This is a genomic window from Pseudomonas sp. (genome assembly GCF_035512415.1).
Classification (GTDB): domain Bacteria; phylum Pseudomonadota; class Gammaproteobacteria; order Pseudomonadales; family Pseudomonadaceae; genus Aquipseudomonas.
In genome coordinates this window covers 37,037-61,790 of sequence record NZ_DATKDZ010000012.1, presented here as the reverse complement: position 1 = coordinate 61,790, position 24,754 = coordinate 37,037, and the positions used below count along the sequence as shown (strand labels likewise).

Here is a 24,754-nt window from a genome sequence, read left to right as displayed (position 1 = left end):
GTGGCCGGTGGTGCAGCTGTGGGTGAAGCGCAAGGCGCGGACCGTCGTCGTGCCGGTGGAGTGACGGGCGCCGACTGGCTGGCGCCGGACCGGCTTCGCGCATGACCGCGGTCCGCCCTCGATGCACGCCTTCGCCCGCATCCAGTTCACGATCGACCTGGTCCGACATCCTGGGCTCGGAGATCCTCAACAGAAGACGCAACGAGTTCCACGCGCACCAGGGTTCCACGCGCACCAGGGCCCGTCTTCACCAACCTGCTGCTGGCCGACGAGATCAACCGCGCGCCGGCCAAGACACAGGCCGCCCTGCTGGAAGTCATGCAGGAGCGCCAGGTCACCCTGGAAGGCCGCGCCCTCGGCGTGCCGCTGCCCTTTATGGTGCTGGCCACGCAGAACCCGATTGAGCAGGAAGGTACCTACCCGCTGCCCGAAGCCGAGCTGGACCGCTTTATGCTCAAGCTGCGCATGGACTATCCCGAGCAGAGCGAAGAGCTGAACATGGTTCGCCAGGTGGCCCGTTCGAGCAAAGCCGACATGCTTGAAGTCACCCCGCTGCGCACCCTCCTGCAGGCCCGCGACGTACAGGCCCTGCAGAAGATCGCCAGCGACCTGCCAATCGACGAGCAGGTGCTCGACTACGCCGTGCGCATCGCCCGCGCCACCCGTAGCTGGCCGGGCCTGAGCATCGGAGCCGGGCCACGCGCCTCGATCGCCCTGGTGCGTTGCGGCCGTGCCCGCGCCCTGCTGCGCGGCGGCGACTTTGTGCTCCCCGATGACATCAAGGGCTGCGCCCTGGCCGTGCTGCGCCATCGCGTGCGACTGTCGCCGGAACTGGATATCGAAGGCCTGGCGGTGGATCAGGTGTTGCAACAACTACTCGATCAGGTACCGGCACCGCGCCTATGAAACTGGCTGGGATAAAACCATCGCCGCTACTGCTGGCCCTGCTGGCCGGCCTGCTCGTCCTGGGCATCGTCCTCGGGGTGTGCAACGCCCTGGCCGTGGCACTACCGGCCAGCTTCGCCACACTGGGCTGGGGCCTGCTGCTGGCGTTGCTCGGCCTGGCCCTGGTCGACGCCCTGCGTTTGCGCCTGCTGCCCTCGCCACGCCTCGAACGCCAGCTGCCCGGCAACCTGCCCCTGGGCCGCTGGAGCGAAGTACAACTGTGCCTGCACCACGACTATGCCAACGCTCTGCATGTGCAGGTGTTCGACCACCTGCCCGGGGAGATGGCCTTCGAGCACCTGCCGCTTAGGGTCGACCTGCATCCGGGGGAAATGACCCGCACCAGCTACCGGGTGCGGCCGCTGCAACGCGGGCATTTCCACTTCCCCCAGTGTGAAGTCAGCCTGCCGAGCCCCATGGGCCTGTGGCGTGCCCGGCGTTACCTGCCGGTCAGCGGCGAAACCCGCGTCTACCCGGATTTCGCCCGCCTGTATGGGGCGCAACTGATGGCGGTGGACGACTGGATCAGCCAGCTCGGGGTGCGCCAGCAGCCGCGTCGCGGCCTGGGTCTGGAGTTTCATCAGCTGCGCGAATTTCGTGACGGCGACACCCTGCGCCAGATCGACTGGAAAGCCACCGCGCGCAAGCGCACGCCGATTGCCCGCGAATACCAGGACGAGCGCGACCAGCAAATCATCTTCCTGCTCGACTGCGGGCGGCGCATGCGCAGCCAGGACGGCGAGCTGTCGCACTTCGACCACGCCCTCAATGCCTGCCTGCTGCTCAGCTATGTGGCCCTGCGCCAGGGCGATGCAGTGGGCCTGGCGACCTTTGCCGGCGAACACAACCGCTTCCTGGCCCCGGTCAAGGGCCAGGCCCAGCTCAATGTGCTGCTCAACGCCCTGTACGACCTGCACTGCACCCAGCAGCCGGCGGACTTCGCGGCTGCCGTGGACAACCTGCTCAGCCGCCAGCGCCGCCGCGCCCTCGTGGTGCTGGTAACCAACCTGCGCGATGAGGACGACCAGGCGCTGCTCGGCGCGGTCAAGCGCCTCAGCCGTCAGCACCGGGTACTGGTCGCCAGCCTGCGCGAAGAAGTGCTCGACAGCCTGCGGCAGCGACCGGTGGAGGATTTTTCTGCTGCTCTGGACTACTGCGGCACCCTGGACTACCTCAACGCCCGCGCCGGCTTGCATGAACGCCTGAGCGCCCACAAGATACCGGTGCTGGATGCCCGTCCCAGCGAGCTGGGCCCACAACTGGTGAGCAGCTATCTGGCCTGGAAAAAGGCCGGGGTACTGTAAAAACCCACCTTGGCCCAAGGTAGGCTGCGCCGTGTGCGCCAGCCCAGACGGCAGGCTCTTGGTGCGGGGCCCCTACAAAGGCAGACGGCGAACAAGCGGTGTGCACCGCGAGTGCGCAGCCTTGGCGCAAATGGCCGGTCAGGCCAGGGCTTTTTCGATTGCCAGGATCAGCGCCGGATCATCCGGCGTGGTACGTGGGGAGAAGCGCGCCAGCACGCGGCCGTCGTGGCCGACCAGGAATTTCTCGAAATTCCAGGTGATATCGCCTGGGAACTCGGCCCCTTCGCCCGCCAGCAGACGGTACAGCGGATGACGCTCGGGGCCGTTGACCTCAAGCTTGCTGCCCAGAGGGAAGCTCACGCCGTAGTTGAGGCTGCAGAACTCGCGAATGGCCTCCTCGCTGTCCGGCTCCTGCCCGGCAAACTGGTTGCACGGCAGGCCCAACACGCTGAACCCCTGGGCTTTGTACTGCTGATAGAGCCTTTCCAGGCCAGCATATTGCGGCGTCAGGCCGCACTTGGAGGCGACATTGACTACCAGCACCACCTGCCCCTTGTAGGGGGCCAGCGGCAACTCTTGACCATCCAGTGCACGCAGGTTGAGGTCGTGAAAGGCACTCATGGCTAACTCCTCGATAACACTGAAATCGCGCGTAGCGGACAAAAAAGGCGCCTATCTGAAGGCGCCTTTCTTCTGTTGCAGCTTAGCAGTCGAGCCAGCGCTTGATACGACCATAAGTCGACTCGCGGCTATGACATAAGGCTAAACCTTAGAATCTGTTTCGGATCTCCCGAGCTAGAGTCATGCAAGGCGCTACGTAGTAACAGCCTCCGGCTGGTCAAGGCAGGCGAGGAAGCGGACTGGGCTCGCACACGAGTGTACTTTTGTACATGAGCATTACTCGCTTCGCTCGCCCTTCGGGCCGCACTAAAGCGCGTTAGCCGCCAGCGGCTTGCCGAGCCTGTTTTTAACGCAGCAGGGCCGACGCGCAGCAGATCCGAGACGGGTTCTTAGTGGTGATGACCGCCTTCGCCGTGAATATGCCCATGGGCAACTTCTTCTTCGCTGGCATCGCGCACGCTGATGACCTTGACTTTGAAGTTCAGACGCTGGCCAGCCAGGGGGTGGTTGCCGTCGACGATCACGTCGTCGCCTTCCAGCTCACGGATGGTGACGATCTGCATGCCGCCGTCCGGGCCGGAGGCGTGGAACTGCATGCCGACTTCCAGCTCGTCGACGCCTTCGAACATCGAACGGTTAAGGGTGGCTACCAGCTCGGCGCTGTATTCGCCGTAGGCATCTTCAGGCTCGACGGAAACGTCCAGCTCGTCGCCAACCTGCTTGCCCAGCAGGGCTTTTTCCAGGCCGCCGATGATGTTGCCGGCACCGTGCAGATAAGCCAGCGGCGCGCCGCCTTCGGAACTATCGATCACCTCACCGGCATCGTTAGTCAGGGTATAGTCGATGGAGACGGCCTTATTGGCGGCGATCAGCATGGGGCAGGACCTTTTGCTTGGAAATAAAGAGCGGGCAAGTTTACCCAAGGGCAAGCGCGAAAGCGAACCGCGCGCAGACGGACGGCCCAGTGCGTCTGCTTGATTTCCGTCAGGACGAGCACGGCCATTGGCTGGCAATCTTGTCCTGCGGCCATACTCAGCACCTGCGCCATCAGCCGCCCTGGCAGAATCGCGCCTGGGTCCTGGACGCCGAACAGCGCCAGGCGCGGATCGGCGAGCGCTTTAATTGCGGCTGGCGCACCGCCGAACATCAGGGTGCCGAAACCGGTACCGACCCCACGCACAGCCCCTCGAACAAGGAACCGTAAATGCCGGCCCGCAATATTCTGGTGATCAACTGCGGCAGTTCATCGATCAAGTTTGCCTTGGTCAACGAAGCCCACAGCGACTTTGTCATCAGCGGCCTCGCCGAACGCCTCGGCGGCCCGGATGCGCAGCTGCATTGGCAGCGTGGCGGGGAAAAGGACAGCCGGATCCTGCCCAATGCCGATCATCGCGTCGCCCTGGCCCAGGTCCTGCCGCTAGTGCAGAGCGCCGCGGACGGCCAGTTGCACGGCATCGGCCACCGGGTGGTGCATGGTGGCGAACATTTCACCGCTGCCTGCCGCCTGGACGCCCTGAGCCTGAGTGCCATTCGCGCCACCGCGCCGCTGGCCCCACTGCATAACCCGGCCAACCTGCTGGGCATCGAAGCGGGGATCAAACTGTTTCCCAACCTGACCCAGGTGGCGGTGTTCGATACCGCCTTCCACCAGACCCTGCCCGAACACGCCTACCGCTACGCCCTGCCGGAGTACCTGTACCGCGAGCACGGCGTGCGCCGTTACGGCTTCCATGGCACCAGCCACCGCTATGTCAGCCAGCGCGCCGCCGAACTGGCCGACCTGCCCATCGGCAACAGCAGCTGGCTGGTGGCCCACCTGGGCAACGGCTGCTCGACCTGCGCCATCGTCGATGGTCAGAGCCGCGACACCAGCATGGGCCTGACCCCGCTGGAGGGCTTGGTGATGGGCACCCGCAGCGGCGATGTCGACCCCAACCTGCACAGCCATCTGGCGCGCACCCTGGGCTGGAGCCTGGAGCAGATCGACACCTTGCTGAACAAGGACAGCGGCCTGCTTGGCCTGTCCGGCTTGTCCAACGATATGCGCAGCCTGGAGCAGGCCCGCGAACAGGGCCATGCCGGCGCGACCCTGGCCATCGAGGTGTTCTGCTACCGCCTGGCCAAGTCCCTGGCGGCCATGAGCTGCGCCCTGCCGCAACTCGACGGGATGATTTTCACCGGCGGCATCGGCGAGAACTCACCGCTGATCCGCAGCAAGACCGTCGCACACCTGAAACTATTGGGCCTGATCCTCGACGAGCAGGCCAACGCCAGCACCGTGCGCGGCGTCACCGGGGCGATCCACGCCCATGGCCATCCGCGGGTGCTGGTGGTGCCGACCAACGAAGAACGCCAGATTGCCCTCGATACCCTGGAACTGCTTGAAGCCTGAGCTGTAGGAGCGGGCCATGCCCGCGACAGAGGCCAACAACATTTCGCGGGCATGGAACTAGGCGTCCCCCCGCTCCTACGACATAAAGGAAGATCCATGCACACCTTCTTTATCGCCCCCACCGGTTTCGGTGTCGGCCTTACCTCGATCAGCCTGGGCCTGGTCGGTGCCCTGGAGCGCTCCGGCCTCAAGGTCGGCTTCTTCAAGCCCATTGCCCAGCCCCACCAGGGCGACCTCGGCCCGGAGCGCTCCAGCGAGCTGATCGCCCGCACCCACGGCCTGCACTCGCCCAAGCCCCTGGCTCTGACCCATGTCGAGCGCATGCTCGGTGACGGCCAGCTGGATGAGCTGCTCGAAGAAATCATCAGCCTTTACCACCAGGCCGCCGCCGGCAAGGACGTGGTGATAGTCGAGGGCATGGTGCCGACGCGCCAGGCCAGCTACGCGGCGCGGGTCAACTTCCACCTGGCCAAGAGCCTGGATGCCGAGGTGATCCTGGTCTCGGCACCGGAACAGGAAAGCCTCGGCGAGCTGAGCGACCGGGTGGAAATTCAGGCCCAGCTGTTTGGTGGGCCGAAGGACCCCAAGGTGCTCGGCCTGATCCTCAACAAGGTGCGCAGCGAAGATGGTCTGGAGGCCTACGCCAACCGCCTGAAGGAACTTTCGCCGCTGCTCAAGAGCGAGGACTTCCGCCTGCTCGGCTGCATTCCCTGGCAGGACGAACTGAATGCCCCACGCACCCGCGACATCGCCGACCTGCTCGGCGCGCGGGTACTCAATGCCGGCGACTACGAACAGCGCCGCATGCTCAAGATCGTGCTCTGCGCCCGCGCCGTGGCCAACACCGTGCAACTGCTCAAGCCCGGCACCCTGGTGGTGACGCCAGGCGATCGCGACGACATCATTCTCGCCGCCAGCCTGGCGGCCATGAACGGCATGCCCCTGGCCGGTCTGCTGCTGTGCAGCGACTTCGCCCCCGACCCGCGGATCATGGAGCTGTGCCGCGGCGCGCTGCAGAGCGGTTTGCCGGTGATGACCGTCAGCACCGGTTCCTACGACACCGCCACCAGCCTCAACCTCCTGAACAAGGAGATTCCGGTGGACGACAAGGAGCGCGCCGAGACGGTAGCCAACTTCGTCGCCAGCCATATCGACCACGAATGGCTGTTCACCCGCTGCGGCACCCCGCGCGAGTTGCGCATGTCGCCGCCGGCGTTTCGCTACCAGCTGGTGCAACGGGCCAAGGCGACAAACAAACGCATCGTCCTGCCCGAAGGCAGCGAGCCGCGCACCGTCAAGGCCGCGGCCATCTGCCAGGCCCGCGGCATCGCCCGGTGCGTGCTGCTGGCCAAACCGGATGAGGTTTACGCAGTGGCCAGGGCGCAGGGTATCGAGCTGCCCGAGGGCCTGGAGATTCTCGACCCTGACCTGATCCGTGAGCGCTATGTCGGGCCCATGGTCGAGCTGCGCAAGGGCAAAGGCCTGAACGCCCCGATGGCCGCCGCCCAGCTGGAAGACACCGTGGTGCTGGGCACCATGATGCTGGCCCTGGACGAGGTAGACGGCCTGGTTTCGGGTGCCATCCACACCACCGCCAACACCATCCGTCCTGCCCTGCAGCTGATCAAGACCGCACCGGGTTACAAGCTGGTGTCCTCGGTGTTCTTTATGCTGCTGCCGGACCAGGTGGTGGTGTACGGCGATTGCGCGGTCAACCCCGACCCAACGGCTGTGGAGCTGGCGGAAATCGCCCTGCAGAGCGCCGCCTCGGCGAGCGCTTTCGGCATCCCGCCGCGGGTGGCGATGCTCAGCTACTCCACTGGCGACTCGGGCACCGGCGAAGAAGTGGAGAAAGTTCGCGAGGCCACCCGCCTGGCCAGGCAACAGGCCCCCGAACTGCTGCTCGATGGCCCGCTGCAGTACGACGCCGCCGCCATCGAAAGCGTCGGCCGGCAAAAGGCACCGGGCAGCCAGGTGGCCGGACGCGCCACGGTATTTGTCTTCCCCGACCTGAACACCGGCAACACCACCTACAAGGCGGTGCAACGCAGCGCCGACTGCGTCAGCGTCGGCCCCATGCTGCAAGGGCTGCGCAAACCGGTCAACGATCTGTCCCGTGGCGCTCTGGTCGATGACATCGTCTACACCATCGCCTTGACCGCGATCCAGGCCGCCAACCTGCCACAGTAGGGCTCTGGCACGGGGACTTCCCCGCCTGAACCGTCGAATGACGGGAACAGGCAGCGATCGGCGGCGATCTTCAGCCTTTCGAAAGTCTTGCAGTTCGGTGCACAGACGTTAACCTGTGCGCCGACCGATCCGTGGTGGAAAACCACGGGCATAGATAAGCCGGGCATACCCGGGCTGCGCAAACGCCTGATACGCAGCCTGCGCCCATTTTCGGAGGCACCTGCCCCCATGTTGCATGTTCTCCCTGCCCCCCTGCGCGGCCTGCTCGCCGGCCTGCTGCTGGCCATCAACACCCTGATCTGCTGCTGGCCGCTGTTTATCATGGCCCTGCTCAAACTGCTGCTGCCGATCCCGGCAGTGCAGCGCCTGTGCCGCTTCCTGATGCACGCGATTGCCGAGTTCTGGATCTCCAGCAACAAGTTCTGGATGAACCTGGTAGGCCGGATCGAGTGGGACGTCGCCGGGCTTGAGAGCTTCGACAAGCAGCACTCCTACCTGGTGACCAGCAACCACCAGAGCTGGGTGGATATTCTGGTGCTGCAATACCAGCTCAATCGACGCATGCCGCTGCTCAAGTTCTTCCTCAAGCAGGAGCTGATCTGGGTGCCGGTAATCGGCCTGTGCTGGTGGGCTCTGGAATTCCCGTTTATGAAGCGCTTCAGCAAGGAATACCTGGCCAAGCACCCGGAAAAGCGCGGCGAGGACCTGGCCACCACGCGCAAGGCTTGCGCACGCTACAAAACCAACCCGGTCTCGGTGTTCAACTTCCTCGAAGGCACCCGCCTGTCGCCCGCCAAGCACGCCGAGCAACAGTCACCGTTCAAGCACCTGCTCAAGCCCAAGGCCGGCGGCATCGCTTTCGTCCTCGACGCCATGGGCGAACAGCTGCACAGCATCGTTAACGTCACCATCCACTACCCGCAAGGCAACCCGGGCTTCTGGGACCTGCTCTGCGGGCGTATCGACAAGGTGGTGGTACGCCTGCAGAAGCTGCCGATTCCCGCGGAGTTTATCGGCGGCAATTACGATCAGGACGAAAGCTATCGCCTGCACTTCCAGCAGTGGGTCAACCAGCTGTGGCTGGACAAGGACGCGGAGCTGGAAGCACTCAAGCAGCGTTTTGGCCCGAAATAGAGACCGCGCTATCACGCAGGTTGTAGCCCGGATAAGCCTGGGCGCAATCCGGGATGCCACCGCCCCGGATTGCATCCGGGCTACGGGCACAAGCTCGCCCCACAACCGAGCCTGCCGCCGGGCTATTCATCAGGGGGACTCGGGTACGACGGCAGGTTGTGCCAATCCAGTTGCGCGGGAAAATCCTGGGCCTGCTCGGCACTCAAGCCCGGCGCGACCAGAAAGCCCTGCATGATGGCGCAGTTGTGCTGCACCAGCCAGTCGCGCTGGGCCTCGGTTTCCACCCCTTCGGCGATCACTTCCAGGTCGAGGTGGCGGCCCAGGTCGATAATGGTGCTGACCACGGCGGCATCGCGCGGCGAGTCGAGCATATTGGCGATAAACAGTCGGTCGATCTTCAGGGTATCCAGCTCGAAATGGCGCAAGTAGGCCAGTGACGAGTAACCGGTGCCGAAGTCGTCGATAGCGATTTTCACCCCCAACGTGCGCAGCTGACGCAACTGCTCCTGGCTGGTATTAAGATCCTGCATCAGCGCGCTCTCGGTGACTTCGACCTCCAGCTGCGCGGGTTGCAGGCCAAATTCTTCGAGCACCAGACGCAATTCCTCGACCAGCTGCGCCCTGCCGAACTGCACGGGGCTGACGTTCAGGCTCAGCACCGAGTCTGGGCCGAACTGGGCGTTCATCCGCCGACACTGCTCGGCCCCCGCGCGGAAAATCCAGTCGCCCAGCCGGTTGATCAGCCGGGTTTCCTCCAGCAAGGGGATAAACACCCCGGGGGCGATCGTCCCGGCGGCCCGGTGCTGCCAGCGCAACAGGGCCTCGAACCCGCGCAGGCGACCGCTGGCGAGGTAGATCTGCGGCTGGTAGACCAGCACGAAGTCGTTGTTCTCGATGGCACTGCGCAGGCTTTCCTCGAGCATCAGGCGCGAGCGCGCGCGGCCATTCATTTCGGGCGAGAAGAAGCGGTATTGCTGGCGACCGGTGCGTTTGGCCTCGTACATGGCCATGTCCGCGGCGCGCAGCAAGCCCTCCACGGTCTGCCCGCATTCAGGGAAGCAGGCGATGCCAACACTGGCCCCCAGGGTCACATCCACGCCGTCCAGGGTGTAGCGAATCGACACCTGCTCGATCAGTTTCTCGGCAATCCGCGCCGCATCCTCGGGGTGCTCCAGGCTGTCGAGCAGGGCGGTGAATTCATCGCCGCCCATTCGTGCCAGGCGGTCGTAGGGGCGCAGGCTGGCCTTGAGTTGCTCGCCGACGCGCTTGAGCAGTTCATCGCCGGCAGCATGCCCCAGCGAGTCGTTGATCCGTTTGAACCCGTCCAGGTCGAGGTAGAGCACCGCCATGCGCTGGCCGCTGCGCTGAATCCGCGACAGCGAGGACTCCAGGGCCTGGTAGAAGCCGCGGCGGTTGAGCAAGCCGGTCAGGGCATCGGTGATGGCCTGCGACTCCAGCTGCTGATGCAGGCGGCGCACCACCGACATATCCAGGGCCATAACCACCATGGCGTGCTGCAGGCGTGGCAAGGGCGAACAGGACAGCGCCACGGGCACCAGGCTGCCGCTCAGGGTACGCAGGCTGGCCTCGTGCAGGCGATAGGCTTCGTGGCGACGCCAGTGCCGATAGAACTCCGACATGCGCCACTCACAGGTCACCTCGGGGCTGACCAGGTAGGACAGCATATCGCTGCCCTCCAGGTCACTGACCGCGCCCTCGAGCATCTGCGCCATGGCCGGGTTGGCAAAGCTGATGCGGCCATCCTCGCCGACCACCATGATGCCCTCGGCAGCATTGTCCAGCACCGAGGCGTTGAAGGCCCGCGCCGAATCCAGCTGCTGGCTGAGGTGCAACAGCTCGCTGCGGCTACGTTCGTGTTGGAGCAGGGCGTGGATCTTGTGGCGCAAGACATGGGGGTCGAAGGGTTTGAGAATAAAGTCCACCGCGCCGGTGGCATAGCCGCGCAGCACTGCGTCCTGGGTCTGGGCGATGGCCGAGACGAAAATGATCGGGGTATGCCGGGTACGCGGGTTGCCGCGCATCAGGCGGGCCACTTCGAAGCCGTCCATATGCGGCATTTGCACATCCAGCAGCACCAGCCCGACATCCTCCTCCAGCAGGCACTGCAGGGCGGCCTCACCGCCATCGACGCAACGCAGCTGCCAGTCGCCATGTTCGAGCAAGGCCTGCATCGCTTCGAGATTTTCCGGGCGATCATCCACCACCAGCAGAATCTGTGTCGCCTGCTCCATCCTATTCTGCAGCTGTACCATTCCTGTCACCCTCGTCCCTGGCGGCCGCCTTACGGACTTCTGCTGTGCTTCAGGTTAGATCATCTGGCGCAGATGGCACCGGCAAACCGTCGCGGCTCGCCAACCAGCGCCCCAGCATGCCCAGCAGTGCATCGCGGCTGACAGGTTTGGCCAGGTAGTCGTCGGCCCCGGCGGCGATGCATTTTTCTCGATCGCCCTTCATCGCATGGGCGGTCAGGGCGATGATCGGAATGCTGCAGCCATGCTCGTTCTTGAGCACAGCGGTCGCGGTGTAGCCGTCCATATTGGGCATGGCCATGTCCATCAGGATCAGGTCGCAGGGTTCGCGCTGGTAGCAGGCGATGGCCTCCAGACCATCCTTGGCGGCGATAACCCGCAGCCCCGCTGAGTCCAGCAGGGCCGTCAGGGCATAGACATTACGCACATCGTCATCCACCACCAGGATGCGCAGCCCCTGCAGCGCCTGCTCGTTCAGCTGCGGCGCGGACTTTTGCGGTTCGCGCACGTCGCCGAGGAAGCCCTGCACCGCCTGGCTCAGGGCCTGCATGTCCGCACCATGCTTGTGCACCACCACGGCACTGTAGCGGCGCAAGCGCTGCAGGGCCTGATGGGTGACATCCACCCCGGTATTGATCACCACCCGCGTGCCGTTCAGCGGGCGCTGGCGATCGAGGTTCTGCAGCAGCTCGAAACCATCCTGGTCTGGCAGATCGAGGTCGACGACCAGGGCGCTGAACGCGTTATCGGTATAGGCCTGCAGCGCTTCGTCGGCCCTGGCGCAGGCGTGTACGGTGAAGCCCAGGCGCTGCAAATGCTCGCGGTAATGCTCCCGCTCGACCTGCACATCCTCCACCAGCAGCAGGCGGGGCGCTGGAGTCTGATCAAGATGTTGCAGGTCGACGAAGACCTGCTCCAGGTCCTCACGCTGGATCGGCTTGACCAGGTAGCGGGTGCCGTCATCATTCCAGCCGGCCGGCTGCGGCACACAGGAAATGATGTGCACCGGGGTGTGGCGATGCTTGGCCTGCCCGCGCAGACGGCGGAACAGCTGCCAGCCACTGATATCCGGCAGCAGGATGTCGAGGATCACCGCACCGAACTGCTCGCTGTGCAGCAGGTTGAGCGCCTGCATCCCCGTGCGGCAATGCACGCTGGTAAAGCCGTGGGCCTGGGCCTGCTCAGCGAGTACCGTGGCAAAATTGTCATCGTCCTCGACGATCAGCACCGCCGGCCCCTGTCCGCTGCGCTGGGGCCCTGCGGCTTCGGGCAGCGCCTCGCTCACGGGCAGCATCTGCACCGGTAGCCGCACGGTAAAGCAGGAGCCCTGCCCCGGCGCGCTTTGCAGGCTGATCTCGCCATCCATGGCCAGGACCAGCTGACGGGTGATTGCCAACCCCAGGCCGGTGCCGCCGAAACGCCGGCTGGTGGAGCCGTCGATCTGCTGGAAAGCCTGAAAAATCTGCTCATGTTGCTCGGCGGCGATACCGATACCGCTGTCGCGCACGCTGAAGCTGAGCCACTCGACGCCATCGCCGGCCTCGCCGGGGGTGCAGGAAACCACCAGGCTGACTTCGCCCTGCTCGGTGAATTTCAAGGCATTGGACAGCAGGTTGCGCAGGATCTGCTGCAGGCGCACCCGGTCGCTGTGAATCACCCGCGGCACCCCGGCCTCCTGCCGGGTATGCAGGTGCAGGCCCTTGAGCTCGGCCATCGGCCGCATGCTGGCATCCAGCTCAACCAGAACATCCTGCATGTTCAGCGCTTCGAGCTTGAGCTGCATACGCCCGGACTCGACCTTGGCCAGGTCGAGCACATCATTGATCAATTGCAGCAGGTCGCTGCCCGCGCGATGAACGATATCGGCGTGGCGGGTCTGCTTCTCGGTCAGGTTGCCGGCACTGTTCAGGCGCAATTGGTCGCTGAGAATCAGGATGCTGTTGAGCGGCGTGCGCAGCTCGTGGGACATATTGGCGAGGAACTCGGATTTATAGCGATTGGCCAGAATCAGCTGTTCGGCCTGGTCGCGCAGGCGCTGCTCGGCCGCCTTGCGTTCGCTGATATCGATAATCACCGCCTGCACCCAGGCTTGTTCACCGCCGTGAATCGGCGAGAGCCCCACCTCCAGCGGAATCAGGCGGCCGTCGCGGTGCTGACCGAACAACTCGCGGTTGCTGCCCATACGCCGGGGCTCGGGGTTTTCCTGGTAGCCGCGGCGCATGCTGACATGCCCACCGCGCTTGGCCTGGGGCAGAAGTTTCTCCACCGACTGGCCAACCAGTTCCTCACGGGTGTAACCGAACATCTGCTCGGTCTGCTGGTTGACCATGGCGATCTTGCCATCACTATCGGCCAGTACGATGGCATTGGGAGAGGCCTCGACCACCAGGCGAAAACGTTGCTCGGCCGCCTTGCGCTCGCTGATGTCGATGATCACCGCCTGCACCCAGCTTTCCAGACCGCTGCGCATCGGCGACAGGCCCACTTCGAGGGGAATTAGATGGCCATCGCGGTGCTGGCCGAACAGCTCGCGGTTATTGCCCATGCGCCGCGGTTCGGGGCGCTCCTGATAGCCGCTGCGCAAGCCGACATGGCCGCTGCGCTGCGCCTCGGGCAGGAGTTTCTCCACCGGCTGGCCGACCAGCTCCTGACGCTCGTAGCCGAACATCTGCTCGGTCTGCCGGTTGACCATGGCAATCCGGCCCGTGCTGTCGACCAGCACGATGGCATTGGGCGAGGCCTCCACCACCAGGCGAAAACGTTCCTCCGCCCCCTTGCGTGCACGCAGATCGACCAGATTGAGCAGGTAGTTAACCCCCGCCGAGTCCCCCAACATGCTCAGGCTCAAGGTCACCGGCACCTCGCCACCGCTTTCTCGATGGGCCAGGTATTCGTCGCTCAGCTCGGTCATGCCCTGGTCGTTGACCAGCCGGCTAAGCTGCTCGATCGCCGGCAGAAAACGCCGCACCCGCTCCCCCAGTAGCTGCTGGGCGGTACAGCCGAGCAGCTCGGCAGCGCTGTGGTTGGCCATCTCGATACGTCCATCGGCGCTGCACAGCAGGGTTGCTACCGGCAAGCGCTCGACCAGTAGCCGAAACCGCTCCTCACGCTCGCGCAACAGCGCAGTGGCCTCCTGACTAGCCTGCAGCTCGCGCTCGCGCAGGTGCAGGTAGCCACCGACCAGCAAGGCCAGGAGCACCGCAGCCACCAGGCCGGCCCAGAGGCTGAAGTGGCTACCGGGGTTGATTAACGTCGCTTCATAGACCGCCGTGCTGCTTACCTCCAGCACCCAGTTGCGGCCATAGAACGGCAGCTCCAGCGTCTTGCGAAAGCGCGGCTGCCAACCGGGGACCTGTTCACGGTCGCTCAGCAGCAGGGTTCCCGGGGCCTGCAGATCCTTGATCGAGACATCGAAACGTCGGCTCTGCGCCCCCAGGATGCCCGCCATCAGGTCCTGGCTGCGAAAGGCTCCATGAACCATTCCCAACAAGGCGGCGCGGCGCTCCTCAAGCGTGCCCTGGGGCATCCCCACCCGATAGACCGGCAGATAGAGCAGCACACCGCCCTGCACATTGTCCTGGGTTTCCTGGCGCAGGGTGACCGGGGCGCTGAGGGTAGCTTCACCCCTGACAATTGCCTGCTCGATCGCGGCCAGGCGAATCGGCTCGCTGAGCATGTCGAAACCCAGGACGCGGCGGTTGCGCCAATCCAGCGGGCTGATGTACGCGATCAGCAGGTAGTGTTCCCGCGGCCCCGGTGGGAAGGCCCGATAATCCTCACGGCCCTGCCCGTGCACCTCGGCCAGCAGGGTATCGAGCTGCTCCTGACGCACATAACGCGACCAGGCCAGCGCCTGGATGCCAGGGTAGCGCTCCTGCAACTGCAATTGCTCCAGCGCCCGCTCCCACTCTACGGGGGAGACGTTGTCGCGGCCCGTCATCAGCCCCGACACGCCGCGCAGAACCATCTCGTAGGCCAGCATGCGGCTTTTCACCCGCTGGCCGATGTCCTCGGCCTCCAGCTCGAAGCGCTGCTGACGCTCGAGCTGTTTGCGCTGTTCGAGTGCCTGCCACTGCCAGAGAATCAACGCCCCCAGGCCAACCAGCAACGCCAGGGTGACCCCAAACGGCAACCAGGGCTTGCGTGAGCTGGCGCTATGCCTGACGTCCATGTGACCTCCAGTGTCATTCCCCGCCCGGCGGCCGATCGCACCTGCACACCGCGGGCCTTACAGAACCATGAAAAGGATTCTAGTCACAAATCGAATCAGCGCAGATCGACGTGCCTGGACTCGACAGGCGGTAAACAGCCGCCGACCGACTGTATATGGCCACGGTAGCGGCGACTGGCGGGAGGTCGAGCAGCCCGTTCGAGCCGCTGAATCAGCATCGAGCGGGCAAAAAAATGCCGCGCTCCTTACGGGGCGCGGCATTTTTCGAAGCAGTTGCGCTTACAGCGGACGCAGGTTGATCTCAACCCGACGGTTCTGCGCACGGCCGGCTTCGCTCGCATTGCTGGCGATCGGCTGGCTCGGGCCCGCACCGTAGGAGGAGATCCGCGAGGCTGCCACGCCGTTGGCGCTGAGGTAGGACGCTACGCTCTGGGCACGACGATTCGACAGATTCTGGTTCAGCTCAAGGGAGCCGGTGCTGTCGGTATGGCCGACAATGTCGATACCGTTCTTGTCGAACTCCTTGAACACCAGAAGCAGGGAATTCAGGGTCGGGTAGAAACCGCTGGAGATGTCCGACGAGTTGCTGGCAAAGGTGATATTGCCCGGCATGATCAGCTTCAGGTCATCGCCGTTGCGTTGCACCTGTACGCCGGTACCCTGCAGGGTCTGGCGCAGCTTGGCTTCCTGAGTGTCGACATAGTAGCCATAACCGCCACCTGCAGCGCCGCCTACGGCTGCGCCGATCAATGCACCCTTGGCACGGTCCTTCTTGCTCGAGGTAGCCGCCCCGATTACCGCGCCGGTCACTGCCCCAACACCACCATAGATGCCGGCCTTACCCGCTTCCCGCTCACCGGTATAAGGGTTGGTGGTACAGCCCGCCAACAGGCTCAGGCTCACCGCTGCAAATGCCATATTTCGCAAGTTCATCATCGATACATCCTTTTCTTTCGTGTTGTTAGAGCAGTCTCTGCCTGCGCCTTAGACGTCAGGTCAGGGCATTAAGTTCATTCCGATGTCCATGATGGTACAGGGTTATGACAGCCGGCCGGTCTTGTCTTTGGTCTGGCGCGGCTATTAGCGGAAAAACAGCCTGAAACCATCTCGATTAGGCGCGGACAAAGGGGTTATCGCGCATCTCATCGCCCAGTCGGGTGTCATCGCCATGGCCGGTGACCACGGTGGCGTCCTCATCCAGGCTGTACAGCCGCTGCTTGATCGAGCGCTCAATGGTCTTGTAGTCCCCACCCCACAGATCGGTACGGCCGATGCCGCGGCGAAACAGGGTATCGCCGGCAATCAACAGCTTGTCCTGGGGAAACCAGAAACTCATGGAGCCCGGCGTGTGCCCTGGCGTATGCAGCGCCACGCCACAGCCGCAGGCCAGCTCCTCGTCGTCGCTCAGCCACTGATCCGGTGCCGGCACCGGGGTGTAGGGCACGCCGAACATGCGGCACTGCATCTCCAGGTTGTCCCAGAGGAACTGATCCTCCTTGTGCAGGTGCAGGGTCGCGCCAGTCTTCTCCTTCATCTGCCCGGAAGCGAGGAAGTGATCCAGATGGGCGTGGGTATGGATGATGCTGACCACCTTGAGGCCATGGGCCTCCAGGCGCGCCATGATCAACTCAGGATTACCACCCGGGTCGACCACAATGGCCTTCTTGGTCACGGGGTCGCCGATGATGGTGCAGTTGCACTGCAAAGGCCCTACTGGGAAGGTTTCGCGGATTAGAGCGGGGGCTGCGGCAGAACTCATGGTCAATCCTCACTGCGGTAATCGCTGGGCAGTTTACCCGTCCACTTCTTGAAGGCGCGGCGAAAGTTGCTCGGGTCGCTAAAGCCCAGCAGATAAGCGATTTCATACAGCGGCAAATGGGTGGTGGTGAGGTATTGCAAGGCCAGGCTTTTGCGCACCTCGTCCAGTACCTGCTGGTAACTGGTGCCCATGCCTGACAGGTGCCGGCGCAGGCTGCGGCCGGTGGTATGCAGGGCCTCGGCGCTGCTGGCCAGGTCGGGGAAATCGCCGGGACGCGTCAACAGCAGGCGGCGCACCCGGGTCAGCAGGCCATCCTGCACGTCCAGGCTGGCCAGCAGCGCTTCGCACTGCTGCTCGCACATCTGCACCGTGGCCGGGTTGGCCAGGGCCATGGGCCGGTCCAGATAGGTAATGGGCATGCTCAGGCGGTGGTAAGGCTGATCAAACGCCACCGGCACGCCAAACAGTCGCTCGTAGCGCTCGGCATAATGCGGCGCAGCATGGGCAAAGCCCACTTCCACCTGTTGCAAGCGCTCACCCACCAGAAAACGCGTGATGGTGTACAGGCTGGCGAGCAGCCCTTCGGCGGCAAAACGGCTGAGCGGGCCAAGGGGCATGGTCTCGCAAGCGCGCAACTCGACCCGCTCGCCCTCCTCGACAATTTCCAGCTCGTAGGTCAGGCCAAGTACCCGGTAATACCTGAGGGCGAATTGCATGGCCTTGCCCAGGTTGGCACTGGACAGCACGGCATAACCGAGGATGCCGTGGGTCGAGACGTTCAGCCGCTGGCCGAGCAGCAACCCCAGGGCTGGCTCATCGCACAGGCGTAGGGCGCAGCCGCTCAACTGGGTGAAGTCGCTGAAGGAAAGACGCCCCTGGGGGTTGCCCAGCACCTCGGGCCGCACCCGGGCCGCGGCAAACAGCTGGTCCCGTGCGACGCCTAATTCTTCGACCAGATCAAGCAAGGCGGCGGCGTAGGCGACAGGTACCAGTTCGGCTGTGAAATTCAGGGATGGTTTCATGGGCTTTCTGGGGACGCTGGCCATATATGACTCATTTTTTTTATCGAAGATACCCCTGTACGACAAAAATCGACAAGCCCATAAAGGCACGATAGTGCCAATTATGCCGAAGCAGTTCGACTGCCCGACAAAAGTACGGCCACCTTCCGCGACCGTTTTATTGGCTCGCCACAACCTAATACTCGGTAAATCGGCCCGGTCTCCAGCGCGGCCCAGCACCGCAATTCGCTATCTGCACTGGCATTGAGCAAACCAGGACCTCGGTGCTTTTGGCCATAAATGACCGAAATATTGGCTGTTGTTAACCTTTGCCAAGCCTGCGGATCCACCCATAGTGCTTGCATGCTTCAGTCACCGACTCAGGGAGTCAGCATGGCCAGCACTACCCCGGAAGGTTTGCAGATTCGTCCACGGCAAATGGATTTCGATTTCCCCAATCCACTGCCGCGCCACTGGCACAGCGGCGATGCCTTCAAGAGCCACCTGTTCGATGCCATGTCGGCGTTGTTTCCCGATGGCGAACGTTTCTTTATCGATTCGGTGCGGCATTACCGCGATCAGATCGAAGACCCTGTATTGAAGGAACAGATCCGCGGCTTTATCGGCCAGGAAGGTCATCACAGCCGCGAACACCTGGAGTACAGCAACCGCCTGCGCGACCTGGGTTACGACATCACCCGCATCGAGAAACACGCCCAGGCGCGTATCCGCTACATCCAGAAAAAGCTCTCGCCGCAACGCCAACTGGCGGCCACCGCCGCGCTGGAACATATCACCGCGATCATGGCCGATGGCCTGCTCAAGGACCCGCGCCATATGGCCGGGGCGCACCCGACCATGGCCCGCCTGTGGCGCTGGCATGCCCTAGAGGAAACCGAGCACAAGGCGGTGGCCTTCGATGTCTACAACCAGGTCTGCGGCAGCCGCAAGCTGCTGCGTCGGGCGATGCTGATGGGCACCTTCTTCTTTATCCTCGACACCAGCCGTGGCCTGACCCATATGCTCAAGCAGGACGGCCTGCTGTGGAACTGGCGGGTCTGGCGCGACGGCCTGCAGTGGATGTGGGGCAAGCACGGCGTCTTCCGCCCCCTGCTCGGCACCTATCGGGACTTCTTCAGGGCCGACTTCCACCCCTGGCAGCACAACAACCTGGACCTGCTCTACCAGACCCGCCGCGAGTTCGATGCGCAGCCGGACAGCCAGGTGGCCTAAGCCGAAGTAAGGTAGCAACGACCAAGGGAGCCGAAAGGCTCCCTTTTTTTGTGACTATGCCATGCGCGCTCAGGGGGCGCGGCTTAAATGGTAGGGTGCACCCGGCGGCCTGGGTTGGTGCGCACGGCGCACCCTACAATGCTTAGCCCTGAAGAAAACGCAGGGCGTCCGCCGCACTCTGCTGGGGGATTTCTTCCATGGGGATATGGCCAACCCCGGGATAGGTCTTGACCTGGATGCCCGGCAGATCGCGTTGCCACAGCGGTACATGCTTGGGGGTAATCCAACGATCACGTTCGCCCCACAACAGCAGGGTCGGGGCCTGGATCTGCGCCACCCGTGCCGGGGTGCCCTGCAGTTCCTGTTTGTTGACCTTAAGCAGGAGGCGGAAGATCTCCATCATCGCCCGTCGGTTGCCAGGGCGACGGCTCAGATCGTTGTAGCGCTCGACCACCCCAGGCTTGATCCGTCCGGGCTCGCCATAGACTTCCTTGACGCCTTGGGCGATCAGGGCACGGGGCATCCACAGCGGCATGGCCAGTGTGGCCCCCGGTAACGCCGCGGAGGCGATCATCCAGGGCACCTTGTGCATGTGATAACCGGCCGGATCAATCAGCACCAGCTTGTGGACCCGCTGCGGTTGGGCCAGGGCAAAGTTCCAGGCGATATAGCCGCCCAGGGAGTTGCCCGCGATCGAGGCCTTGTCCACCCCGAGATGATCGAGCAGCAAGCCGAACACCTTGATCATCCGCTCGGCCGAGTACTGGCCATCCGGTGCTGGGCCGGTCAGACCAAAGCCTGGCACATCGAAGCGGATAATCCGGTAGTGCGCGGCGAAGGCCGGCACCCAGTCATCCCAGGTGTGCAGGGAAGCCACCACACCATGGATCAGCACCAGCACCGGCTTGTCCCGACTGCCCTCGTCGCGGTAGTGCAGATGGAAGCCATCCAGCTCGACATAGCGTGAACCGCTGGCGGCATTGCCATAGCGCGACTTGAGATTGGCCAGGGGCAAGGCCCCGAACCCCAGGCGGGCGAAACCGGCCGCCAATGGCGGCGTCAGCGAAAGGCTGGAAGCGGACATGCAGGCACCTCGACAGTGTTGTTATAGGAATAGTCACCGGCCTATCAGAGCATGTGCGTACCCGGCTGACGCCTAACCTAGGTTGAGCTTGAGCCCGGACACAGTGTGGCGATCAGCAACTGGCCGAGCACCTGTTTGGCCCGCTCGATTTCGTCACGGCGGGCGGCGCGGCCGAGCAGATCCAGCGAGGCGGCTTCCAGCGCCCAGAGCAGCGCGCGATAGGTCAGTGGATCGGCCTGGGGGCTATCGCCGTGCAAGCGTTCGGCAAGCAGTCGAGCCATCTCGACATGGGCGTTCTGCCGTTGTGCCGCCAGGGGCGAGTCGGCGCGCAGGGCTTCTTCCTGCATCAGGCGAATGATTGGCCCGACCGCCAGGTGATAGTCGAAATAGCGCTCGACCATGGCCTGCAGCCAGGCCTGCGGGCTACCGGCAATGCTCTGCATTTCCCTGAAGCGCGACAGCAGCAGGGCGACCGCGGTCTGGTAGATGCCTTCAAGCACCTGCATCTTGTTCTCGAAGTATTTGTAGAAAGTACGCCGGGAGACATTGGCCGCTGCCAGCAGGTCATTGACCGTGGTCTCAGCCAGGCCCTTGCGGGCAAACACGGCGATGGCCGCCAGCTGGATATGGGTACGTTGCAAATGCCCCACCAGCGGGCCCTCGCCGCCCTGCTCCTGCTGCTGCGCCAGCGCGCCGTATCCGCCCAGATCCTCGAAGACCGCCTGCACCGCACCCAGCTCAGCCAATTCCTGCTGCATGATGGTTTCCCCAACCAAGGCGCGGGTGACGCGCAGGGCCAAGCTGGTTACTCTGGGCCACGCCATATCCGCAGGATTATTGATGTGTTGAACACGCTATCACGCCCCCTCGCATCACCGCTGGCCATCCTTTTGCTGGTTCTGCTGGCCGCCCTGCCCGTACAGGCCGCCGAGCTTTTCTACCTTGGGCAGAAGATTCCCGATATCCACAAACCCTGGAACAGCGCCGACTATCAGTTGCTGCTCGATGCTCTGGAAAAGGTCGACAAGACCCAGGCCAATGCCCTGCCCAGACGCAGCGGCGAATTCACCGGGCCGATCTATGCACGGATGGTCAGCGAGGAAAACTTCCGCCCGCAGCTGAATATCTACGCACCGCTGGAACTGCGCCAGAACGAAGCCCGCGACGCGCTGTTCCGCCTCAAGGAGCTGATGCGCCTGTACTTCGATTTCCGCGCCGCGCAGCAACCCTACGCCGCCGAGGCCCTGGGCCTGATGAGCTACTCGCTGCGCCAGCAGTCGGTGCTGTTCACCCTCACCACCGAGTTCTGGATGACCCTGGCGCAGAGCGAGCAAAGAAACCCCGTACGCCTACAGGGCCTGCATGAAACCAAGGCCGCCGCCGCCATGCTGACCTCCAGCGCCCTGGATTACCTGGGGCTGACCAAGCAGTTCGGCCGCGAAGAACTGGTGCTCTACAGCGCCGAACTGAGCAAGCAGCTACCGGAGCTGTTCGTCAACCTCAATGGCGAGGTGCGCGAGCAGTTGCTGCTGCGCTGCGAACAACTGGCGCAGCAACATGCCTATGCCGAAGTGCAGCGCAATATGCAGGAACTGCTGCCGGTGCTGCTGAGCATTCAGCAGGACGTACAGGCCAAACTGGCCAATGCCAAGCTGCTGCCGACTGCGCCACCGGCGCTCGATCTGTCGGTGCCCGCGCCAGCCGACTCAGCGCAATAGCCCCAGGCCCTTGGCCCGCGCCACTGCCTGGGTGCGCCGCTCGACGCCCAGCTTGCTGTTGATATGACGCGCGTGGGTTTTCACCGTGTGCAGGGAGATAAACAGACGCTCGCTGATTTCCTGGTTGGAACAGCCTTGAGCAATCAACTGCAGCACCGCCAATTCTCGCGCACTCAGGGCCTCGACCACGGCCTGTTCAGCAGCCCCCAGGTTGCTCCCCAGTTCGGGCAAAGCGGCCAGCAGGGCATCGACGAGCGGACAGCGAGCCTGCATTAACAGCTGCTGATGCAACCAGTCCGGCTGTTGCAGCAGCAATTCCTGAAAAGCCAACAAACCACCACCCGCGGCTGCCTGCAAGGCACTGCGCAGTTGCTGCTGGGCGTCGCGCTCACGCCCCATGTCCAGCAACAGCACGGTCAGCTGCACCTGGGCGATGCTCGCCAGCAACTGCCCTCCCGCACTCTGGGCACGCTGGCTGAGGCCACGCAGACGGCGCTCGGCTTCACCCGGCAGGCCGCGTAGCCGTTCGAGCGTGGCCAGGTGCAGGTCGATATGCAGCGGCAGCTGCGGCTGCAGCTCAGGGGCCGCCGCCGCGTTCTCGCCGCTATAGGTCTGGGCCAGCCGGTTGAGCCAGAACCCGGCCAGTTCGCTCTGCCCCTGGAGCAACCACAGCTCGCACTTGCACAGGGTGATCATCGCCAGGTAGTAGACCGCCGGGATATCCCAGATATGCATCAGCCGCTCGGCCTCGGCCAGCTGGGCAAAGCCTTCGGAAAGATTGCCGCAACGCCCCTCCAGCCTGGCCAGAGCACAATGCCCGATCAGCAGGCTGACATCACGGCAGCCGCGGGCCTCGGCGATCCCGGCCAGCAGGCGTTGGCGCGCCTGCTGCGGCTGCAGACGCAGGCTAAGCAGGTAACCCTCGTACAAGGTCAGACGCCCACGCACCGCGTACTGACGCTGCGCCGACAGCCCGTGCAAGCACTGCAAACCCTGGCGGACTTCCTCCAGCGCTCGCAGCACCTCGCCGCGAGCCTGTAGCACCCGTGCCCGGTCGTAATGGGTCAGCGCTTCGAACAGCGGATTACCGACCCGCTGCGCCAACTCCAGGGCCTCGCGGTTGAGGCCGCGAGCCCGCCACATATCGCCCTGCACTATCGCCAAATTAGCCAAGCTGGACAGACACATTAGGCGTTGCCCATAGCGCTCCAGCGGCAAGCAGGTCAGGGCCTCGGCGCAGAACTGCCGGGCCCGCTCGCTTTCACCGCGACCCCGAGCTATCACCCCACTGAGAGCCATCCATTGCGCCAGCAGGCCTTGCTGCTCGGCCGCGCTGGGGGCCGGGAGAAACCGCTCCAACTGGTTGACCAGCTCTTCGGCGGCATCCAGCTGGCAGGCCAGGGCCAGGGCCCAGCCGTACAGCACCACCAGACGCGGGGTGCTGGCCAGCAGGCTGTCCGGCAGGTCCATTTTCCAGCGCAACAGGGTCGCTACATTCTGCTCGGCCAGCAGCTGTTCCTCGGACAGGCTCTGCACCAGATTAGCCGCCACATCCGGCTGCCCGGCGCGCAGGGCCTGTTCGATGGCCTCATCGAGCAAACCCTGGGCACTGAACCAGCGACAGGCGCGCAGGTGCAGGCCAGAGGCCGACAGGAGCACGTCGCCGGCCGGGCGGCTGCGCAGCAGGTCGGAGAACAGATGGTGATAGCGAAACCACTTGCCGTGCTCGTCCAGGGGCACCAGAAACACCTGATGCGCCTGCAGGTGACGCAGCATGGCCGCGCTGTCATGGGCATCGCGCAGAGCGTCGCAGAGTTCGGCGCAGAAGCGCTCCTGGCTGGCGGTTTCGTAAAGGAAGGCCTGCACCTCAACCGGCAGCCCTTCGATAACCTCCTCCAGCAGATAGTCGCGGATCAGGCCTTCTGCCCCGTGGGCCAGCGACGTTCGCCCCTCGACCTCCTGGGCCTCGCTGCTGGCCAGCGACCACAGGCGCAGCCCGGCCACCCAGCCTTCGCTGCGCAGCAAAAGGCTGGCCAGGGATTCGGCCGACAGTTGCGCGCCCTGGCGGGCCAGCAACTCGATACTTTCCTCATCGGTCAAACGCAGGTCCTGCTCGTGCAACTCCAGCAACTGGCGCGACAGACGCAGACGCGCCAGGTGCCAATCCGGACGCTGGCGGCTGGTCACCAGCAGCACCAGCCCGGAGGGCAGATGGTTGAGGAAAAACTGCAGGCAGCGGTCCAGCACCGCACCCTGGGCCAGATGGTAGTCATCCAGCACCAGCAGCAGCGGCTGCTGCGGATCGAGGCGCAGGGCCAGATCGTCGAGCAGCCCGTCTAGCCATTCCTCGAAGGCAAACGGCTGATGCCGCTGCCTGAGCCTGAGCAGACCGAGCGCATCCTGGCCGAGCCCGGGGAAGAACTGCTGCAAGCCGGCCAGCAGTCGCTCGAGGAAACGCCCGGGATCGCTGTCACGCGGGTTCAGGCCCAACCACAGGCTTTGCCAGCGCTCGGGCAGCGCTTCGCAGAATTCGATTGCCAGGGAGCTTTTGCCAAACCCGGCCGGCGCGCTGATCAGCAGCAGGCGGCCGGGCAAACCGGCCATAAGCCGTTCACACAGACGCGGACGCGGTACGTAACGGGAGGGCAAGGGCGGGCGGTAAAAATGCCCCCCTACCGCCGCGCCGGGAGCAACAAAGCCAGAAATTCGGAACAGATCAGTCATCGGCCGGTTCTTGTAGCAGTCAGGCAGCAGCACTACCAATGCCCGGCAGCCTAGCGTCTTAATCCCGGCATTTGAAGCCCCGCCAGCCAGAGGCGGACTGCGCCGACCACCCCATCCGCCAACGTAAAAAGTCCCCACAAGCCTTGCTGCCTGACGCCTGCAGCCTCTTTTCGAGGCATCGATTCGCCCGCGCCTTGACGCAAATTGA

Annotated in this window: 16 protein-coding genes and 2 pseudogenes; 8 read left to right on the top strand and 10 right to left on the bottom strand. The window is 64.1% G+C overall.

The annotated features are described in order from the left end of the window. Window positions 1–231: 231 nt before the first annotated feature. Window positions 232–906: pseudogene (locus tag VMP31_RS05615) on the top strand (AAA family ATPase); the annotation flags it as partial. 11 nt (window positions 907–917) lie between these two features. Continuing rightward, window positions 918–2,249, top strand: a complete 1,332-nt coding sequence (locus tag VMP31_RS05610; RefSeq protein WP_325504933.1) for a DUF58 domain-containing protein — start codon at window positions 918–920, stop codon at window positions 2,247–2,249. Window positions 2,250–2,387: 138 nt separating this feature from the next. Here the strand turns inward: VMP31_RS05610 and VMP31_RS05605 are convergent, their stop codons facing one another. Both VMP31_RS05605 and VMP31_RS05600 read right to left on the bottom strand, forming a co-directional pair. Then, window positions 2,388–2,870 carry a glutathione peroxidase gene (locus VMP31_RS05605; protein WP_325504923.1) on the bottom strand — a complete coding sequence of 161 codons (483 nt, stop codon included), beginning with the start codon at window positions 2,868–2,870 and terminating at the stop codon, window positions 2,388–2,390. 389 nt (window positions 2,871–3,259) lie between these two features. Continuing rightward, a complete protein-coding gene (locus VMP31_RS05600) occupies window positions 3,260–3,745 on the bottom strand; it encodes a peptidylprolyl isomerase (RefSeq protein WP_325504921.1) in 486 nt (161 codons plus the stop codon). Between VMP31_RS05600 and VMP31_RS05595 the strand changes: the two are divergent. From VMP31_RS05595 to VMP31_RS05580, 4 genes and pseudogenes are all read left to right on the top strand, one after another. Next, a pseudogene (locus tag VMP31_RS05595) lies at window positions 3,714–4,074 on the top strand (DUF3565 domain-containing protein). The gene VMP31_RS05600 and the pseudogene VMP31_RS05595 sit on opposite strands and share 32 nt — an antisense overlap. Further along, a complete protein-coding gene (locus tag VMP31_RS05590) occupies window positions 4,075–5,262 on the top strand; it encodes an acetate kinase (protein ID WP_325504919.1) in 1,188 nt (395 codons plus the stop codon). A 96-nt stretch (window positions 5,263–5,358) separates the two neighbouring features. Beyond that, on the top strand, window positions 5,359–7,452 hold the full coding sequence (pta, locus tag VMP31_RS05585) for a phosphate acetyltransferase (RefSeq protein WP_325504917.1): 2,094 nt from the start codon (window positions 5,359–5,361) through the stop codon (window positions 7,450–7,452). Window positions 7,453–7,680: 228 nt separating this feature from the next. After that, window positions 7,681–8,586: an acyltransferase gene (locus VMP31_RS05580; protein ID WP_325504915.1), complete on the top strand. Its 906-nt coding sequence runs from the start codon at window positions 7,681–7,683 to the stop codon at window positions 8,584–8,586. 122 nt (window positions 8,587–8,708) lie between these two features. Here the strand turns inward: VMP31_RS05580 and VMP31_RS05575 are convergent, their stop codons facing one another. The 5 genes from VMP31_RS05575 to VMP31_RS05555 form a co-directional block, all read right to left on the bottom strand. Continuing rightward, window positions 8,709–10,859 (bottom strand): putative bifunctional diguanylate cyclase/phosphodiesterase, encoded by a 2,151-nt coding sequence (locus VMP31_RS05575; RefSeq protein ID WP_325504913.1) that lies wholly within the window; start codon window positions 10,857–10,859, stop codon window positions 8,709–8,711. A gap of 49 nt (window positions 10,860–10,908) precedes the next feature. Beyond that, window positions 10,909–15,027 (bottom strand): PAS domain S-box protein, encoded by a 4,119-nt coding sequence (locus VMP31_RS05570; RefSeq protein WP_325504912.1) that lies wholly within the window; start codon window positions 15,025–15,027, stop codon window positions 10,909–10,911. A 279-nt stretch (window positions 15,028–15,306) separates the two neighbouring features. Continuing rightward, window positions 15,307–15,960, bottom strand: a complete 654-nt coding sequence (locus VMP31_RS05565; protein WP_325504931.1) for an OmpA family protein — start codon at window positions 15,958–15,960, stop codon at window positions 15,307–15,309. 178 nt (window positions 15,961–16,138) lie between these two features. Next, on the bottom strand, window positions 16,139–16,786 hold the full coding sequence (locus VMP31_RS05560; protein ID WP_325504910.1) for an MBL fold metallo-hydrolase: 648 nt from the start codon (window positions 16,784–16,786) through the stop codon (window positions 16,139–16,141). Between the two features lie 2 nt (window positions 16,787–16,788). Beyond that, window positions 16,789–17,808: an AraC family transcriptional regulator gene (locus VMP31_RS05555; RefSeq protein WP_325504908.1), complete on the bottom strand. Its 1,020-nt coding sequence runs from the start codon at window positions 17,806–17,808 to the stop codon at window positions 16,789–16,791. 372 nt (window positions 17,809–18,180) lie between these two features. On the opposite strand from VMP31_RS05555, the gene VMP31_RS05550 reads away from it, so the two are divergent. Next, window positions 18,181–19,020: a metal-dependent hydrolase gene (locus VMP31_RS05550; RefSeq protein WP_325504906.1), complete on the top strand. Its 840-nt coding sequence runs from the start codon at window positions 18,181–18,183 to the stop codon at window positions 19,018–19,020. Window positions 19,021–19,162: 142 nt separating this feature from the next. Here VMP31_RS05550 and VMP31_RS05545 read toward each other — a convergent pair whose 3' ends face one another. Continuing rightward, the gene (locus VMP31_RS05545) at window positions 19,163–20,104 is read right to left on the bottom strand and encodes an alpha/beta hydrolase (RefSeq protein WP_325504904.1); all 942 of its coding nucleotides are present in this window, start codon (window positions 20,102–20,104) and stop codon (window positions 19,163–19,165) included. Between the two features lie 77 nt (window positions 20,105–20,181). Next, on the bottom strand, window positions 20,182–20,862 hold the full coding sequence (locus VMP31_RS05540) for a TetR/AcrR family transcriptional regulator (protein ID WP_325504929.1): 681 nt from the start codon (window positions 20,860–20,862) through the stop codon (window positions 20,182–20,184). A gap of 87 nt (window positions 20,863–20,949) precedes the next feature. Between VMP31_RS05540 and VMP31_RS05535 the strand changes: the two genes are divergently transcribed. Then, on the top strand, window positions 20,950–21,822 hold the full coding sequence (locus tag VMP31_RS05535) for a hypothetical protein (protein WP_325504927.1): 873 nt from the start codon (window positions 20,950–20,952) through the stop codon (window positions 21,820–21,822). Here VMP31_RS05535 and VMP31_RS05530 read toward each other — a convergent pair. After that, window positions 21,811–24,546 (bottom strand): LuxR C-terminal-related transcriptional regulator, encoded by a 2,736-nt coding sequence (locus tag VMP31_RS05530; RefSeq protein ID WP_325504902.1) that lies wholly within the window; start codon window positions 24,544–24,546, stop codon window positions 21,811–21,813. The genes VMP31_RS05535 and VMP31_RS05530 overlap by 12 nt on opposite strands. Window positions 24,547–24,754: the final 208 nt, after the last annotated feature.

What these genes read in the sequence shown, in the direction of transcription:
- VMP31_RS05605 (WP_325504923.1), bottom strand. Translation starts at nt 2,870, where the DNA reads ATGAGTGCCTTTCACGACCTCAACCTGCGTGCACTGGATGGTCAAGAG.
- VMP31_RS05600 (WP_325504921.1), bottom strand. Translation starts at nt 3,745, where the DNA reads ATGCTGATCGCCGCCAATAAGGCCGTCTCCATCGACTATACCCTGACT.
- VMP31_RS05590 (WP_325504919.1), top strand. Translation starts at nt 4,075, where the DNA reads ATGCCGGCCCGCAATATTCTGGTGATCAACTGCGGCAGTTCATCGATC.
- pta (WP_325504917.1), top strand. Translation starts at nt 5,359, where the DNA reads ATGCACACCTTCTTTATCGCCCCCACCGGTTTCGGTGTCGGCCTTACC.
- VMP31_RS05580 (WP_325504915.1), top strand. Translation starts at nt 7,681, where the DNA reads ATGTTGCATGTTCTCCCTGCCCCCCTGCGCGGCCTGCTCGCCGGCCTG.
- VMP31_RS05575 (WP_325504913.1), bottom strand. Translation starts at nt 10,859, where the DNA reads ATGGTACAGCTGCAGAATAGGATGGAGCAGGCGACACAGATTCTGCTG.
- VMP31_RS05570 (WP_325504912.1), bottom strand. Translation starts at nt 15,027, where the DNA reads ATGGACGTCAGGCATAGCGCCAGCTCACGCAAGCCCTGGTTGCCGTTT.
- VMP31_RS05565 (WP_325504931.1), bottom strand. Translation starts at nt 15,960, where the DNA reads ATGAACTTGCGAAATATGGCATTTGCAGCGGTGAGCCTGAGCCTGTTG.
- VMP31_RS05560 (WP_325504910.1), bottom strand. Translation starts at nt 16,786, where the DNA reads ATGAGTTCTGCCGCAGCCCCCGCTCTAATCCGCGAAACCTTCCCAGTA.
- VMP31_RS05555 (WP_325504908.1), bottom strand. Translation starts at nt 17,808, where the DNA reads ATGAAACCATCCCTGAATTTCACAGCCGAACTGGTACCTGTCGCCTAC.
- VMP31_RS05550 (WP_325504906.1), top strand. Translation starts at nt 18,181, where the DNA reads ATGGCCAGCACTACCCCGGAAGGTTTGCAGATTCGTCCACGGCAAATG.
- VMP31_RS05545 (WP_325504904.1), bottom strand. Translation starts at nt 20,104, where the DNA reads ATGTCCGCTTCCAGCCTTTCGCTGACGCCGCCATTGGCGGCCGGTTTC.
- VMP31_RS05540 (WP_325504929.1), bottom strand. Translation starts at nt 20,862, where the DNA reads ATGCAGCAGGAATTGGCTGAGCTGGGTGCGGTGCAGGCGGTCTTCGAG.
- VMP31_RS05530 (WP_325504902.1), bottom strand. Translation starts at nt 24,546, where the DNA reads ATGACTGATCTGTTCCGAATTTCTGGCTTTGTTGCTCCCGGCGCGGCG.